Source organism: Bacillus sp. UNC322MFChir4.1 (assembly GCF_000746135.1).
GTDB lineage: Bacteria > Bacillota > Bacilli > Bacillales > Bacillaceae_G > Bacillus_A.
Genome location: NZ_JQKQ01000011.1, coordinates 48,243 through 64,701 on the forward strand (window position 1 = coordinate 48,243; position 16,459 = coordinate 64,701).

At 38.3% G+C, this 16,459-nt stretch carries 15 protein-coding genes; 2 read left to right on the forward strand and 13 right to left on the reverse strand.

Features of this window, described 5'->3' with window-relative positions; all coding sequences use genetic code 11:
• The first annotated feature begins 3 nt into the window (after positions 1-3).
• Positions 4-540 carry a flavodoxin family protein gene (locus BR72_RS04450; protein WP_035430500.1) on the forward strand — a complete coding sequence of 179 codons (537 nt, stop codon included), beginning with the start codon at positions 4-6 and terminating at the stop codon, positions 538-540.
• Positions 541-818: 278 nt separating this feature from the next.
• A complete protein-coding gene (gene abc-f, locus BR72_RS04455; protein WP_035430501.1) occupies positions 819-2,456 on the forward strand; it encodes a ribosomal protection-like ABC-F family protein in 1,638 nt (545 codons plus the stop codon).
• A gap of 68 nt (positions 2,457-2,524) precedes the next feature.
• Here the strand turns inward: abc-f and BR72_RS04460 are convergent, their stop codons facing one another.
• The 13 genes from BR72_RS04460 to cspD all read right to left on the reverse strand — a co-directional run bounded on the left by BR72_RS04460 (position 2,525) and on the right by cspD (position 16,290).
• Positions 2,525-3,232 carry a nitroreductase family protein gene (locus BR72_RS04460; protein ID WP_035430502.1) on the reverse strand — a complete coding sequence of 236 codons (708 nt, stop codon included), beginning with the start codon at positions 3,230-3,232 and terminating at the stop codon, positions 2,525-2,527.
• A 267-nt stretch (positions 3,233-3,499) separates the two neighbouring features.
• Positions 3,500-3,916 carry an RrF2 family transcriptional regulator gene (locus tag BR72_RS04465; RefSeq protein ID WP_035430503.1) on the reverse strand — a complete coding sequence of 139 codons (417 nt, stop codon included), beginning with the start codon at positions 3,914-3,916 and terminating at the stop codon, positions 3,500-3,502.
• Positions 3,917-4,025: 109 nt separating this feature from the next.
• Positions 4,026-4,340, reverse strand: coding sequence for a heavy metal-binding domain-containing protein (locus BR72_RS04470; RefSeq protein ID WP_035430504.1), 315 nt, complete (start codon positions 4,338-4,340; stop codon positions 4,026-4,028).
• Positions 4,341-4,374: 34 nt separating this feature from the next.
• On the reverse strand, positions 4,375-4,707 hold the full coding sequence (locus BR72_RS04475) for a DUF1904 family protein (protein ID WP_035430505.1): 333 nt from the start codon (positions 4,705-4,707) through the stop codon (positions 4,375-4,377).
• A 191-nt stretch (positions 4,708-4,898) separates the two neighbouring features.
• The gene (locus BR72_RS04480; RefSeq protein ID WP_035430507.1) at positions 4,899-6,101 is read right to left on the reverse strand and encodes a PDZ domain-containing protein; all 1,203 of its coding nucleotides are present in this window, start codon (positions 6,099-6,101) and stop codon (positions 4,899-4,901) included.
• 293 nt (positions 6,102-6,394) lie between these two features.
• Entirely contained in the window at positions 6,395-7,825 is a 1,431-nt protein-coding gene (locus tag BR72_RS04485) for a S41 family peptidase (protein WP_035430509.1), read from the reverse strand.
• 123 nt (positions 7,826-7,948) lie between these two features.
• A complete protein-coding gene (gene ftsX, locus BR72_RS04490; RefSeq protein ID WP_035430511.1) occupies positions 7,949-8,842 on the reverse strand; it encodes a permease-like cell division protein FtsX in 894 nt (297 codons plus the stop codon).
• Positions 8,832-9,518: a cell division ATP-binding protein FtsE gene (gene ftsE / locus BR72_RS04495; protein WP_081904781.1), complete on the reverse strand. Its 687-nt coding sequence runs from the start codon at positions 9,516-9,518 to the stop codon at positions 8,832-8,834. The genes ftsX and ftsE overlap by 11 nt, the downstream gene beginning before the upstream one ends.
• A 437-nt stretch (positions 9,519-9,955) precedes the next feature.
• Positions 9,956-10,285, reverse strand: a complete 330-nt coding sequence (gene cccB, locus BR72_RS04500) for a cytochrome c551 (RefSeq protein WP_035430513.1) — start codon at positions 10,283-10,285, stop codon at positions 9,956-9,958.
• 521 nt (positions 10,286-10,806) lie between these two features.
• A protein-coding gene (prfB, locus tag BR72_RS04505) for a peptide chain release factor 2 (RefSeq protein WP_156107897.1) occupies positions 10,807-11,908 on the reverse strand; the annotation gives its coding sequence in 2 pieces (ribosomal slippage) (positions 10,807-11,835 and positions 11,837-11,908; 1,101 coding nt in all).
• 317 nt (positions 11,909-12,225) lie between these two features.
• Positions 12,226-14,736, reverse strand: coding sequence for a preprotein translocase subunit SecA (gene secA, locus BR72_RS04510; protein WP_035430515.1), 2,511 nt, complete (start codon positions 14,734-14,736; stop codon positions 12,226-12,228).
• 273 nt (positions 14,737-15,009) lie between these two features.
• Positions 15,010-15,552 (reverse strand): ribosome hibernation-promoting factor, HPF/YfiA family, encoded by a 543-nt coding sequence (hpf, locus tag BR72_RS04515; RefSeq protein ID WP_035430516.1) that lies wholly within the window; start codon positions 15,550-15,552, stop codon positions 15,010-15,012.
• 540 nt (positions 15,553-16,092) lie between these two features.
• Complete coding sequence (gene cspD / locus BR72_RS04520) at positions 16,093-16,290, reverse strand: cold-shock protein CspD (protein ID WP_035430517.1); 198 nt, start codon at positions 16,288-16,290, stop codon at positions 16,093-16,095.
• Positions 16,291-16,459 lie beyond the last annotated feature (169 nt).

Sequence of the window (16,459 nt, forward strand, 5' to 3'; positions counted from 1 at the left end):
ACGATGTTCGTTTTACACGGCAGTTCACGTCCAAATGGGAATACAGAACAATTAACGCATATGTTGTTAGAAGGCGTCCAAACTGAAGAAGTATATTTACGTAATCATACTATCAAGCCCATTACAGATCAGCGTCACGATGCAGAGGGCTTTCAACCAATTGATGATGATTACGAAGGTATCATTAAGCGGATGCTTGAACATGATACCATTGTCTTTGCAACGCCGCTTTATTGGTACGGTATGAGCGGATATATGAAAAATGTTGTCGATCGCTGGTCGCAAAGCTTACGAGATGCTTCCCTTCACTTTAAAGAGCGGATGCAAGATAAAAAAGTATATGTTGTCATTGTCGGCGGCGACAATCCGAAATTAAAAGCACTTCCACTCATCGCACAGTTTCAATACATTTTTGACTTTGTCGGCGCTTCTTTTGATGGTTATATAATTGGATCTGCCAATGCGCCAGGAGAGATTGTGAATGATAAAGAAGCAATTGAAAAGGCTAAACTGTATAATCAAATTTTCAAGGAAAATTAATAGAATGATTTGACAAATATACACCCAAATGCATACAATAAAGGTGAAATTATGAAAGGAAGGTACATCGGCCAATGAAGTTCTAATTCTCTTTTTATTCATCCATCACAAATAGTGAAACAAAATGATGAAAACTAGAAGAGGATTAGTATGCCCTTTTGTCGATAACTTTCTTTTGACAGGAACATGTAAAAATACATGTACAGTTTTTTGTGCATCTCTTTTTACATATTACGGGTGAAATATGTCCTCTCTAGTGAAACTAGGGAGGTTTTTTTATGACTATTTTAACAGCACGAAACATTGAAAAAAGCTTTGGTGACCGCACTTTATTTACGTTACAAGCGCTTGATATCCATGCGCACGATCGCATTGGAATCGTCGGTGTAAACGGCGCCGGGAAATCAACGCTATTACAAATATTAAGTAAAGAAATCGAACCTGATGAAGGAACGATTACTCATTACGGTTCGATCGCCATCATTCCACAGTTCCATGAGGAGACATTAGAAACAGCCTCTTCTCTTGCAAAAGGACAATGGGGAATTTCTCACATCACAACGAATATGAGCGGTGGCGAACGCGGGCGTTTAAAAATTGCTCACGCCCTTGAACAAGAAGCAGCTATCTTATTTGCTGATGAACCGACAAGTCATATCGATATGCATGGCACAGAACAACTAGAACGGGCATTACAATCTTATAGAGGAGCGATTATTTTAATTTCTCATGACCGCGCCTTATTAGATGCCATTTGCACAAAGATAATCGAAATTGAAGACGGTACCGTTCGGGAGTATAAAGGAAATTACACAAACTATCGGGAGCAAAAGAAGCTGCAAAGACAGCACCAGCAAGCGGAATATGAAAAATATACGAAAGAAAAACAGCGCTTAGAAACGGCAATCGCCAGTAGACAACAGCGGGCTTCTGGTATGACAAAAATCCCAACGCGCTTTTCTTCTTATGAATCTTGTCTATACAAATCCGGAGCAGCTTATAGCCAAGGTAACGTTCAAAAAGCCGCAAAAGCACTAGAAACAAGATTAGAGCAATTAGAAAAGAAAGAAAAACCAAAAGAAATTGCGCATACAAAATTTGATATACAATACCATGCACCCATTCATAGTAAAACGGCCCTGCAATTAAATAAAGTTACGAAAAAAATTGGCAGCCGCACCCTCTTTCACAACATAAATGGAAGTATAACTCCAGGTGCAAAACTTGCGATTCTCGGAAAAAACGGAAGTGGAAAAACAACGCTATTTCATCTGATTCAAGCAAAGGAACGAGGAATTCAGCTTTCAAAAAGCTGTAAAATTGGTTACTTTGAACAAACATTAGCCATTTTACAAAACGACAAAACCATTTTACAAAACGTAACGGAAAAAACACGTTATGACGAATCTTTCGTACGAACAATTCTTGCGCGCCTCTTATTTCGAAGAGAAGATGTTTATAAACGAGTAAACGTATTAAGCGGCGGCGAACGTGTAAAGGTCGCACTAGCGAAAATATTCTTAGGAGACTACAATCTGCTTCTTCTTGATGAACCGACAAACTATTTAGACCTTGCTACGCAAGAAGAACTAGAGCACATGCTGAAAGATTATCCTGGTACTGTGTTGTTCATTAGTCATGACCGCACCTTCATTCATAAAATTGCTGATCATATTTTACACCTAGATGAGAACGAACCGCGGATCTTTCAAGGAAATTACGAGCAGTATACGAAACGAACTGAACAATCTTCTATCAATCCAGCAGAGCAAGAACTACTGCGTCTGCAAACAAAATTAACAGAAGTAATTGGACGCATTTCGATGCCAGGGCGTCACGATGATGTGATTGTTCTGGAAAGTGAATACGAGCAATTACTGCGTGAAATTAAAGAATGCAAAAAAGCTGTCCTCTGATATATCGGCGCTTCGACAATATTAGACACACTAAAGAGGGCTGACCCAAGTCAGCCCCGTTTTTTCGATTAAAATTTATTCCAAGTTAACACATCATCAAGTGGAAGACGAACTTTTTCAAATCCAGCCTGCACTGCTTTCCCTACACAAATTAACATAACAGGTTCAAGATTTTCCGGAACACGGAAAGCTTCTACAAATTTCTGCGGATGGAAGCCACCGATTGGTACAGTATCAAAACCTTTTGCTTTTGCCGCTAACATAAGCTGCATCGCTACTAAACCACCATCAATCATCGCCACGCGAGTAGCTTGTTCATTAGAGAATTTCCCGTAGTTTTCAACAATCGAATTAACATAGAAACTCTTCGTTTCCTCTGTCATTCTTCCTTTTTTCACTACTTCTCCGTAAATTTTCTCCGCATTTTTATAGGCCTGTTTATCTCCTAAAACAGCAATGACAATAGATGCATCGACAATTTGTTTTTGATTGTTTGCGATTGGCAATAACTCTTCTTTCGCTGCTTCATCTTGCACAACAAGAAATCTCCATGATTGCAAGTTTGACGATGACGGAGCTAAAGTTGCGAGCTCTAAAATTTCACGAATATCTTTTTCATCCATTTTAAAATGCGGATCATAATGACGTACAGATTGGCGCTCCTTAGCAATAGTAAAGAAATCTGTGTCCTTAATTTCTTTTGGAGCTTCCGTATGAGTATTAAGCTCATGGATTTTATTCAAATACTCTTCTGCTGCAGACTTTTTTGCTGACATGGTTTTTCTCCCCTTTAACTGTTCTAAATTTAAGAACAGTATATCCTCCTAACTGTTCTTTTGTCAAGAACAGTTAATCGTAAAAAATAAAACGAAAACTACAGTTCCGTTTTATCCCGCTACTTTAGGGCAGTAAAGCTCCCACCTCGAGATTATGAAAAAACAAAGAAGATAGGTGGGAGATAACTGCCCGTAAGAGCCCGATTGGGTGGGCTTTCCATCAGTGGGGATAAAGAAAAACCCCCACTGATGGAAGTTTCACTTTATTTATTCTTTAGGAAGTAAATCAGCTAGCTTTTTCTTTGCCAGCCCCTCTACAAGCCATCTTTCCATTTCATCTCTTAATTCATATAACGCTGAACATGTTGAAGGAGAAAAACACTCTTTCCCATCTACATCAAGGAATCCTTTTGAATACGGATCTGCTCTTATCGCATCATACACTTCTACTAATGTAATTTCATTTGCTGCTCTAGCTAAATAATAACCGCCATCTCGTCCTTCTTTCGCTACAATGAGTTCTGCTTTCACTAAATGAGTAAGGATTTTTCTTAAAAAGAGCGGCTTTGTCCCTAACTTTTCAGCCATAATTGCACTAGGACAAATACCCTCATAATCCGCTAGTACCAATAAAGATTGCACAGCAAGTCCGAACCATTTCGTACTTGAAACCTTCTCTTTCATTCGTTCTCACCTCTCTATTAGTCTAAACGATTTCGCTGAAAAGACAACTTAAAGTCCATATAAAAAGAACCCTTCCTCCAGTTGAGAAAGGGTTCACAAAATCATTCTCTTATCGAACTTTAACTGCCGTTCCGCTTACAGCTACCATCAGCATTCCTTCGCGAACGACTTCATAATCAACATCGATACCAACAATTGCGTTTGCGCCTTTTTGCGCTGCAAGACTTTTCATTTCTTCCATCGCAATATCACGTGCTTCTTTTAATTTACTTTCATAAGCACCAGAACGACCGCCGACAATGTCACGAACAGACGCAAATAAATCACGAACGATATTTGCTCCCATAATCGCTTCACCGTTTACAATATCAATATACTCTTCAATTTCTTTTCCTTGAATAACAGAAGTTGTTGTAACGATCATAATCTATTCCTCCTATGTATATAAACTTATAACCTTAGCTTGCGCAATGTTTTCCGTTAATATAATAAGCTGATTCTGTGAAAACCGTAAACACAACCTCTACTTCAGGAAGTCCAAAATCCATCAAATATGTAGTAATGGCCTTAGCAAATCGATCACGAGTTTCCTGTCCACGTTCAAACCATTTTACTTCAATAAGAGGAAACACCTCTATTTCTTCTCCGTTGAATATAGATGTAGAATTCGGTAGTTCCAACGTAAAATTATCCGTACCACACTCACAAATCTCTGCGAGCTCTTCTACTAATGGTTTGCTTATACTCTTCAATTGTTCAGTGGTAACTCCACGAAATACAACATGTGGCATATGAATCCCTCCGTTAGATAGCTTTATGCTTTGTTTGTCCACATCATAGCATAATTTATTTTGCTGTACCAGAATGTATAAGTACATTTCAATAAACGATCATATGTTACTAAATAACGACTTCCATAAAAATCACAAAAAAAACGCATCTAACTTTAGATGCATTTTTATATGCTATTCTTTTAACAACATCATACAACTTCCGTATCCCACTGATGTTCTTGTTCTACAAAAACAATCCCAAGTTCATGATGCTCTCCTTCATAAATTGCATGTTGTACAAGGCGAAGCTCGCCGTTCGTATCAACAACTTCCATTTTACAAAAAGCACCTGTTGATCTTAATTGCAGTGCATTGTAGAACTCGTCTACATTTGTCGGAACGATTCCGTTCACTTTCACAATGATTTCCCCTGGTTTCAATTCCAGTTCCTCTCCGGCTGTACCTGGAATTGTGCCTAGTACAACTAGACCATTATCACGAGAAGAAAAGTACGCAGGGCGTCGGTCATCTTCCAAACGCTCTTGCACAGCAATTGTCAGTCTTCCAAGCATTGCTACTCCCATAGCTACAATCGCTAATGTATGCAACCAATAACTCGCTATTCCTAATAAAAGGACAACTGCAGCTAGTCCAAATACGCGGCGTCCTGTAAATAACAACGCTGATTTTGGCTCAAAGCTTTTAATCGTTCTCGTAAATCCAACTAAGAACGGGATTAAAAATAAAGAAAACTTTTGTGACCCAACAGAGACCACCGGCCACCAAGATATAAATTGCGTTAAAGCATCGCCTGGGATAAGAACGAATAATGGCACTAACCATAATCTATTTGATTCATGGAGTCCAATATTTAAACTGCGTTTTCCTTTTCGCAATTTCGGCGTCGAATAATTCGCCGCATTCTTTGAAATAAGTAAACCTTCTACAACTAACATAAGCCCAAGTAAAATCGCTAATGATACAACGCTACTCTCTTCTCCTTCTTGAAGCTGTAAGAAAGAGAATGGAAGTTTCGAAGATAATATCGCTGCTACAATGGAAACTCCTAACGTATATGCAGGTGATAAGTATCTATACTGAGCAATAATAGCAAACGATATCGTCCAAATCGCCATTATAATCACGCTTGCTTGTGAGAAAACAAGCCCTGCTAAAACTGTAATCAATGATAAAATGAGTCCTAAACCAATTCCTGCAAATCCAGATGTGCGTAGTTCATACCAAAGATCATACACCTTAAAAGAAAAATCTTTCCGTTCTCGTAATACTCGTAAATATCCAACAAAAAAACTACTTATAAAGAAAACATACAAAGCAGGATGCGCTAAACAACGCACGATTGCCTTCATAATTTCTAATAACCAACTCTCCACGAAACGATTCACCACCATTTATAAGATATTTTATTTCTTCCCGTACATATTGCTTTATGTAAGATTTAATCCGTTTCATTTTATCTTATCACAATTAATCAAACGTTTGTTTAACACATTACATAACATTGAAAGTATATATAAATACAAATTGAAACAATGACATAAAAAAAACCTTTTTTAGATGGACAAGAGCGTTTGGCCGCACATAGAATCGAGCATGTTGTATTCTGCATGGCAGCGACTTATTTGTTAAAAAATCAAAATGGATTTATATAAGAAAAGCTGCCGGGGTTTCCCGGCAGCTTTTCTTATTTCGTCATTAATTTCAGTGCTGTTTGAAGCTGTAGATCGTTTTCACCAGAACGAATTTTTTCAACAACCTTATTTTGGATTGTCTCTGCTGTCTTTTTATCAAGCTTACCCGTTGCATCCATACTGTTTGCATTTTGGAATGCTTTCACAGCTGCTTCTGTTTCTTTGCTAAAATAGCCATCTCCACGGCCCGGCTCATATCCAAGACTCTTTAACATCTCTTGTGCATGTTTCACTTGCTCATCGTTATCATTGTAAGACAACGTTTTTTCAACTTGAATTGGCGTTGCATGGTAGTAATCAGGCTGTTTCACCTCAACCGTCGGCTCAATTCCTTTTTTATGAATCCAATTGCCTTCAGGCGTTAACCATTTAAACATTGTCAGCTTAATATTGCTGCCATCTGTAAATGGTACAGCTTGCTGCACAGTACCTTTTCCAAATGTTTTCTCACCAATAAGAGGATAGCCTTCTCCTTCTTTTAACGCTCCTGCTAAAATTTCAGAAGCAGAGGCGCTGCCTTTATCAACTAATACAGAGATCGGATACGTTTTTCTCTCTTTTAATGAAGTGTAGAACTTTTGCTTCTCGCCATTACGCTGTTCTATTTGAAGCATTGGTTTTTTGTCTGTCATAAGCTCTTTTAAAATATCTTCAACACTTTTTAAATAGCCGCCTGGATTTCCGCGCACATCAATGACAAGACCTTGTATATTTTTCTTTTCAAGCTCTTTCAACTGATTTTGAAATTCTTTCGCTGTTTTGTCAGAGAATGATGTAATTTGTATATATCCAATATCCTTTCCATTCTCTTTCTTCACAGAACTAAATACAGTGAAAATTGGAATTTTATCACGCTTAATTTTAAATGTTAACGGATCAGTAACCCCTGCACGCTTCACTTCAAGCGTAACTGTCGTCCCTTTTTTTCCGCGAATTTTCATGACTGCTTCCTCGCGTGTTAAGTCTTTCACACCATTTCCATCAACTGTTAAAATTTGATCGTTCGGTTTCAGACCTGCCTTTTCTGCTGGAGAATCTTTGATTGGTGACACAATAATCAATTTCTCATCCGTTTTATTTACTTCAGCACCAATTCCTTCTAGCTCTGGATCAAGCGATTGCTCAAATTGCTTCGCTGTGGTCTTATCCATGTATGTAGAGTATGGATCTTTCAACGTTGCAAGCATCCCTTGAATAGCTCCTTCCACTAGCTTGTCATCCTTCACATCCTCAACATAACGTGAATCAATTAGTGTATACGCTTCGCGAATTTTATCCAAATCCGCTTGTTTTACATTGGCCTCTTTCCCTGTAATAGATTGCGCGATGTTAGACCCACCAAACCAATACATCCCCGCAAACATTCCGCCAGCACCAATGAAAAACGCTACAACCATGCCTATAATCGCAACTCTACGTTTCAATGCGGAATTCCCCTTTCCGAACACACAATGGTGTATGAAAAGGCATCACACACTGTGCGATGCCTTTAACTATTTCTACTATATGATAAGCTTGTACGAAATATGTTTGCAACTTTTTACACTTTAAATTTTTAGGAAACGACGGATTGACATAACGCTTCCCCACATACCGATTAATGCACCGATTAGCATTAACAAGCCAGATAGCTCGAAAACGAACGGGCTATATGGAAGTAATTCAAAGATTGTTCCTGCAAATTTCTCATTAAACACAGATTGAAGCGAATTATATGAAATCAAAATCATAATAATTGGAATGATTGAACCTAGTACACCTAGGAATAATCCTTCTAACAAGAATGGCCAACGAATAAACCAGTTTGTTGCCCCAACAAGTTTCATAATTTCAATTTCAGTGCTTCGTGCATAGATTGTAATTTTAATTGTATTAGAGATTAAGAACATCGCTGTGAATAATAGACCAGCAATTAAGATAATCCCAATATTACGGCCAGTTTTTACTGTATCAAATAATTTTTCTACTTCACCTTGTCCGTATTGTACTTTATTTACAAATTGCATTTTTGCAATTTTCTTTGCAATAACAGCTGTATCAGTTGGTTCTGTCGCCTTTACAACATATACATCTTTTAACGGGTTATCTTGCTCAAATAGCTCAAATGATTTCCCGCTATCGCCTAAACTCTTAATCAATTTTTTTAGTTCTGCGTCTTTAGAAGAATATTTAACAGAATCGACTTTCGAAATCTTAGAAATATCCTCTTTTAATTTCTTTTGATCTTCTTTCTTAGCTGCTGGATCAATATGCACACGAATTTCTACATCTTGCTCTACTTTCGTCGCAACATGGTTCATATTCATAATCGCTGTTAAAAAGACACCTACAAGTAATAATGTAACTGTTACTGCACTTACAGAGGCAAATGTCATCCATCCGTTACGGGATAAATTTTTGATACCTTCTCGTAAATGGCGACTAAGGGTTTTAGTCTTCATATCCGTATCCTCCCTCAATCTCGTCTCGAACAATTTTTCCACCTTCAATTGCAATTACACGATGACGAATTGTATTTACAATATCCGCATTATGCGTCGCCATAACAATCGTTGTACCGCGATCATTAATGCGCTTAAAAATACCCATAATATCCATCGCTGTATCCTTATCAAGGTTACCAGTTGGTTCATCGGCAATTACAACTTTCGGACGATTCACGATTGCTCTTGCAATTGCAATACGTTGTTGTTCCCCACCAGAAAGCTCACTTGGCAATGCATCAGCACGATCTTCAAGACCTACAAGCTTTAATACTTCCATAACGCGCTCACGAATCACGTCTCGATCTTCTTCGATAACTTCTAAAGCAAACGCAACATTCTCATATACATTTAACTTCGGAAGTAACTTGAAATCTTGGAAAATTACGCCTAGCTGACGACGGAAATATGGTACGTCACGCTCTGGTAAAGATTCAATTACTAAACCATTCACATTAATAGATCCTGTAGTTGGTTTTTCTTCACGATACATCATTTTAATAAATGTAGATTTCCCGGCTCCACTCGGTCCTACTACATAAACGAATTCGCCTTGCTTAATTTTTACTGTGAGTCCATCCACGGCTTTCATGCCATTTGGATACTCCTTATAAACATTCGTCATTGTTATCATTATTTATCACCCAATACTAATGATTTTTTCGACACTTTTTATTCTTCGATGTTTAACTATAATTGCTAAAATCTTCGGTCGTTTTCACATTTTTCATTATTTTATCTTCTAAATTATGTAAAACTTTTTCACCAAAATTCTACAAAAAGGCACTTCGTCCTACATTGTACCATTATTCGGTTTTAAATTTGGATACAAGTTTGTTACAGTTATGTTACACGGTACGAAATATATAACATAACACAAGCAAATAAGACCTTCTGCTGTCGTACAAAGAGGTCTTATTTGTTGGCATTTCATGAAGAGATTCTAAGTTAGTCGGCTCCCGCGGCTAGAATGCTCGGTGGCTTCGCGCCTTCCTCCGAGGCACAATACGCCTCTCTGTCAGGAGCTCCATCCCCCTCCCATTCTGAACGAGCCGCTTCCGCTTTTCTTTTTTACTTCTTCTCAGCTAGCCATTCTGATACTTTTTTCACATCTTCGCCTTGGATTACACCACCTGGCATACTACCGCGACCTTTCGCGATGATTTTTTCAATTTCTTCTTGGCTATACTTTCCGCCCACTTTTTTTAGCTCTGGCCCTGATAATCCTTGTAGGTCATTACCGTGGCAACCTGCACAACTTTTTTGAAATACTTTTTCAGCGCTATCACCACTAGCTGCTTGACCAGGGCTAGAAGGTTTACTTTCTTCTTTTTTTCCACATGCTCCTACCGTAAGGGCTAACGATGCGCCTAATACTATCGTCAATAATTTCTTCTTCATCTATATCGCTCCCCACTATTAATTAATCCCTCAATAGCCATTATAATGATTTCCTTGTAATTTCAAAACTTACCTCCATACCCAATATTATCCTGAACGAGGGTCATCTCTTGCGGGCTCAAGGCTTATAGCAATTGTTTCAATTTCGTGAACAAATGATAGGATGCAATAAAATTAATGTTTTCTATATAATTTCATTACGATTTTTCAACATATAAATCGTCGCTATGCAGGAAAAGGTCCTGACCGCTTCATCCATTTAAATTTTTATGTCGTTCTTTCAATTTGCATTTATATAGTATAAAGAATCCAAAATGCACTCTATTTTTTGTACTATCACATGCATCATTTTATTATTTTCTACTTTTTACAAAAGAATATACAACTTGTATGCTACAACTACACCCACCAAAAAGAGAAGTTGTGATGCAACTTCTCTCCTCTTTCTCACCCTCTAAATAGAAGGTATGCTTCGCATTTTCTCACGCATGTGCCAACGCCTGTTGGCATTTTTTTGTTATTTATGAAATACGGGAACGTAAATATGCATCAATAAACGCATCAATTTCTCCGTCCATAACGGCTTGCACATTCCCAACCTCTGTATTTGTGCGATGATCTTTTACAAGAGAATATGGATGGAATACGTATGAACGAATTTGACTTCCCCAGCCAATTTCTTTTTGCTCACCGCGAATTTCATCAAGCTCTGCTTGTTGTTCTTCTAACTTTTGTTGATACAGTTTCGCCTTCAACATTTTCATTGCATGCTCACGGTTTTTAATTTGTGAACGCTCAGATTGACATGTTACGACAACATTTGTTGGAATATGTGTAATACGTACAGCTGAGTCAGTCGTATTAATATGCTGTCCACCCGCACCACTTGCACGGTACGTATCTATTTTTAAATCCTCTGTACGTATTTCAATTTCAATATCATCGTTAAACTCTGGTACCACCTCACAAGATACGAACGATGTATGACGACGGCCAGATGAATCGAATGGTGAAATACGTACAAGACGATGTACGCCTTTTTCTGCTTTTAAATAACCGTAAGCATTATGTCCTTTAATTAATAACGTAACGCTTTTAATCCCCGCTTCGTCACCAGGAAGATAATCTAACGTTTCTGCTTTAAAGCCGCGTTTTTCTGCCCAGCGTGTATACATACGAAGCAGCATAGAACCCCAATCTTGTGATTCTGTTCCACCTGCACCTGGATGTAACTCTAAAATAGCATTATTCTTGTCGTGTTCTTCATTTAGTAATAATTGAAGTTCGTATTCGTTCATATCTGTAGATAAAATTTTCACTTCAGCTTCAAGCTCCGCATGTAATTCTTCATCGTATTCTTCTTTTACAAGTTCATGTGTTACTTCTAGATTTTCAAACGTTTCATTAAGCGTGTTAAACTTACCAACCATATCTTTTAAAGCATTCGCTTCATTAATAACTGTTTGTGCACTCTTTTGATCATCCCAAAAGCTTGCACCCATCATAATTTCTTCTAGTTCTGCGATTCGCTTTTCTTTTCCAGCGAGGTCAAAGAGACCCCCTAAACGCCGCTAATCTCTTAGCCATTTTCTCTAGTTCTTGCCTAATTTCTACTAATTCCATTTTTGTCACCTCTATGTAATTACTTCTCTCATACGAAAGAATAATAAAACCTTCACTACTTTATCCTAGCAACAAGGCAAACTCTCTCTGCTTTTGCGAGAGAGAGTTCATCTCTTGTTATTATATGAATGTTTATTAAAAATTTCCATTCATGAGAAAAAACACTTTAAACGAGCCGCATACGCTTTTCTTTATTGTCTAGCTCCTGCGGCTAGAATCTCCGGTCGTTTCGCCCCCTCGGACGAGGCAAAAAGCGCCTCTCTGTCGCGGGCTCCAACGTCCTGCGATTCTGAACGAGCCGCATACGCTTTTCTTTATTACTTCCCGATTCCACAGCAGTTTTTGTATTTTTTCCCGCTGCCGCATGAGCATAAGTCGTTACGGCCTGTTTGGTCAGCTTTTACGACTGGTTTTTTCTTTGCAAGTTCGTCGCCATCTTTCGGATGAACTGCTTCTCCTTGTGCCACTTCTTGACGTTCTAAGTTTTGTTCGATTTCCGCCTTCATGATGTAACGAGAAATTTCTTCTTCAATAGAAGCAATCATCGCTTCAAACATCGCAAAGCCTTCCATTTGATATTCGCGAAGTGGATCAATTTGACCGTATGCACGTAAATGAATACCTTCACGTAAGTGATCCATTGCATCGATGTGATCCATCCATTTCGAATCTACAACGCGGAATACAACTACCTTTTCAAATTCACGTATTTGTGCTTCCGGCATTTGTACTTCCTTCTCATCGTAGCGTGCTTTCACTTTCGCAAAGATGCTATCGATCATTTCTTCTGGCGCTAAGCGGCGTAATTCTTCTTCTTTCACATCACCGTCTTGTAGAAGAGTTGCATTTAAGTACTCAACAAGACCAGCAATGTTCCACTCTTCTTCTAATTCCTCTTGCGTATGAAGAGCTACCGTACGCTCTACTGTAGAATGCATCATTCCTTCAATAATGCCGCGCAGATTTTCTGATTCCATTACGTCTTGACGCTGTTTGTAAATCACTTCACGCTGCTGACGAAGTACATCGTCGTATTGAAGAAGCTGCTTACGTGCATCGTAGTTATTACCTTCTACTCGTTTTTGTGCAGATTCAACAGCGCGAGATACCATTTTACTTTCGATCGGTTGTGTATCATCCATACCTAAACGATCCATCATCGCTTTCATATTATCAGCACCGAAACGACGCATCAGTTCATCTTCCATTGATAGGTAGAACTGTGTCACACCCGGATCTCCTTGACGTCCAGAACGACCGCGCAGCTGATTATCGATGCGTCGGCTTTCATGACGCTCTGTACCGATAACTGCTAAACCGCCGACTTCACGTACACCTTCTGCAAGTTTAATATCCGTACCACGACCAGCCATGTTTGTCGCGATCGTCACCGAACCTTGATAACCTGCTTCAGCAACAATTTCTGCCTCGCGTGCATGGTTTTTCGCATTTAAGACATTATGACGTACACCTTTTCTCGTTAACATCTTCGAAATTAACTCAGATGTTTCAATTGCCACTGTACCAACTAGAACAGGTTGTCCTTTTTTATGACGCTCAACAATATCGTTTACAACAGCATTAAATTTTCCTTCCATCGTTTTAAAAATTAAATCCGCACGGTCGTCACGAATAATCGGCTTATTCGTCGGAATCACAACAACCTGCATATTATAGATGTTACGGAATTCTTCTTCTTCTGTTTTCGCTGTACCTGTCATTCCAGAAAGCTTCTCATACATACGGAAATAGTTTTGGAATGTGATTGTCGCAAGTGTCATACTTTCATTTTGAATTTCTACGCCTTCTTTTGCCTCAATCGCTTGATGCAATCCTTCGCTGTAGCGGCGACCTTTCATAAGACGACCTGTAAATTGGTCAACGATTACGATTTCGCCTTCTTGTACAACATAATCTGTATCACGGTGCATAACAACGTGAGCACGAAGCGCTTGATTAATATGGTGAAGAAGCGCTACATGTTTTAAATCAAATAAGTTTTCAATGTGGAACGATTTCTCTGCTTTGTTGATCCCTTCTTCTGTCAACATAACATTTTTCGTTTTCACATCAAATGTGTATTCTTTTTCATTTGTTAACGTACGCACAAATGCATTCGCAAAAATATATAATTCTGCAGATTTTTGCGCTTGTCCAGAAATAATTAACGGTGTACGTGCTTCATCGACTAAAATGGAGTCTACCTCATCGATGATGGCATAGTGCAGTGAACGCTGTACACACTGTTCTTTATAAAGCACCATGTTGTCACGTAAGTAGTCGAATCCAAGCTCATTATTCGTGCTGTACGTAATATCAGCAGCATACGCAACTTGCTTCTCTTCTCGTGACATATGATTTAAATTGATACCAACTGTTAAACCAAGGAACTCATGGAGTTGTCCCATTTCACTCGCATCACGCTGTGCTAAATATTCATTGACAGTAACAACGTGAACACCTTTTCCTGTAAGAGCATTTAAGTATACTGGTAAAGTAGAAGTTAACGTTTTACCTTCCCCTGTCTTCATCTCAGAGATATTCCCTTCATGCAAGGCAATACCACCCATTAACTGAACAGGATATGGACGCATACCTAGTACACGTGTTGCCGCTTCACGCACAACAGCAAAAGCTTCTGGTAACAAATCATCTACTGTTTCACCTTTTGTTAATCGCTCTTTAAACTCTACTGTCTTTCCTTTTAACTGTTCATCTGTCAGTGGTGACATTTGATCTGCTAATGCTTCTATTTTATCCACGGTTTTTTGCATACGTTTTACTTGACGTTCATTTGTATCAAACACCTTTTTTAAAATACCGATCATGAGAATACGCTCCTCTTTTATTAAAATAAAACTTCCATCAGTGTCGTGATTCTTTTCACTGGTTGGTCGTTATAACACTCAATTTCATTTTGTATAAACATCGAATTCTTTCGCCTACTAAAAAAGTATAAACATACTAACAATTGTAACACTTGTTTTATATGTATGACAACAATCTGCCAAACACGGCTGCAGGAAAGTAAGGAAGAGGTCTGTTCATATGTATATAGAATCTAAAAAAACGCAGCCATGACAGCTGCGTTTTCCATTATATTATTTAGTTTCGATTAAACCATATTTTCCATCTTTACGACCATACACAACATTTGTTTCATTTGTTTCTGAATTTGTAAAGACGAAGAAATTATGACCTAACATATCCATTTGTAAAATCGCTTCTTCTACATCCATTGGTTTTAAGTCAAATCGTTTTGTACGAACAAGCTCTAATTCATCTTCAGCAACCTCTTCTTGCGCAGTTGGTTGATCTGGAAGAATCAACATTGCTTTTACAGAGCCTTTCTCACGTAACTTACGATTTACTTTTGTTTTATGTTTACGAATTTGTCTTTCCAGTTTATCTACTACTAAATCAATAGCAGCGTACATATCGCTATTTGTTTCTTCAGCACGAAGTAATAAATCTGGAAACGGGATTGTTACTTCCACCCTTTGCTTGTCAGAGTATACTTTTAAGTTTACCTTAATTTCTGGAAAAGTATCGAAATAGCGTTCTAATTTACTTAACTTTTTCTCTACATATTCCTTTAATGCTGGAGTTACTTCAATATTTTCACCGCGAATGTTGAATTTCATAGATGAACTCCTCCTTTCAAGCCTATGTATAAGGTTTTCGACAAAGGAATCAAAAACCCTTCCTACATTTTAAAAATTTTTGATAAAATTCGATATTTTTTATCGATTTTTGTAGAAAAGAAAATGTATTATCTTTCCTACTTTTATTTTATCCTATTCACATCTTGTTTACTGTATGTACGTGTGAAGAATCCGTTACAAAATTGCAACAACTTTTTGACAACTTCTCCCGCTATTCGCGGGCAGTAAATACTTCCACCTCAAAATTCGGCGAAAACATTGTCCAGCTCCAGCGGCTAGAATCTCCGGTCGTTTCGCCCTGCGATTCTGAGCGAGCTGCTTCCGCTTTTCTTAAGAAGTTAGGTGGGAGATAAACTGCCCGTAAAAGCCCGATTGGTTCAACTAATAATCAGTGGGGATGAAGAACCCCCACTGATTAAAGTTTCACTTTATGATAAAACCTCCGTTAGCTATGCAACGGAGGTTCTCTTATGTGAAACGCTGGTCCTTAAAGCACACCATGTTTCTCAAATAAAATGATTATAACTTTACAACGTTTGCCGCTTGCGGACCACGCGCGCCGTCTACAATCTCAAATTCTACTTTTTCTCCTTCTTCTAACGATTTGTATCCATCGTGCTGAATCGCAGAAAAATGAACGAAAACATCATCTCCACCATCGCGCTCGATAAACCCAAAACCTTTTTCTGAATTAAACCATTTTACTTTTCCTTGCATACTCGTTCCATTCCCTTCAATCTTAAAATAAAGGCATATGCCCCATACTTTGACTATAACGAATTAGAAAACAGAAAGTCAAAGAAGAGTTGTCGTCTTTTTATTGTACCTTTCGACATACTTTTTCCCGCTATTCGCGGGCAGATTTAAGATTGACAAAGAATCAAAG

Coding starts and splice junctions, on each gene's coding strand:
- BR72_RS04450 (WP_035430500.1), top strand. CDS start 4: ATGTTCGTTTTACACGGCAGTTCACGTCCAAATGGGAATACAGAACAA.
- abc-f (WP_035430501.1), top strand. CDS start 819: ATGACTATTTTAACAGCACGAAACATTGAAAAAAGCTTTGGTGACCGC.
- BR72_RS04460 (WP_035430502.1), bottom strand. CDS start 3,232: ATGTCAGCAAAAAAGTCTGCAGCAGAAGAGTATTTGAATAAAATCCAT.
- BR72_RS04465 (WP_035430503.1), bottom strand. CDS start 3,916: ATGAAAGAGAAGGTTTCAAGTACGAAATGGTTCGGACTTGCTGTGCAA.
- BR72_RS04470 (WP_035430504.1), bottom strand. CDS start 4,340: ATGATCGTTACAACAACTTCTGTTATTCAAGGAAAAGAAATTGAAGAG.
- BR72_RS04475 (WP_035430505.1), bottom strand. CDS start 4,707: ATGCCACATGTTGTATTTCGTGGAGTTACCACTGAACAATTGAAGAGT.
- BR72_RS04480 (WP_035430507.1), bottom strand. CDS start 6,101: ATGGTGGTGAATCGTTTCGTGGAGAGTTGGTTATTAGAAATTATGAAG.
- ftsX (WP_035430511.1), bottom strand. CDS start 8,842: ATGAAGACTAAAACCCTTAGTCGCCATTTACGAGAAGGTATCAAAAAT.
- ftsE (WP_081904781.1), bottom strand. CDS start 9,518: ATGATAACAATGACGAATGTTTATAAGGAGTATCCAAATGGCATGAAA.
- cccB (WP_035430513.1), bottom strand. CDS start 10,285: ATGAAGAAGAAATTATTGACGATAGTATTAGGCGCATCGTTAGCCCTT.
- secA (WP_035430515.1), bottom strand. CDS start 14,736: ATGATCGGTATTTTAAAAAAGGTGTTTGATACAAATGAACGTCAAGTA.
- hpf (WP_035430516.1), bottom strand. CDS start 15,552: ATGAAATTCAACATTCGCGGTGAAAATATTGAAGTAACTCCAGCATTA.
- cspD (WP_035430517.1), bottom strand. CDS start 16,290: ATGCAAGGAAAAGTAAAATGGTTTAATTCAGAAAAAGGTTTTGGGTTT.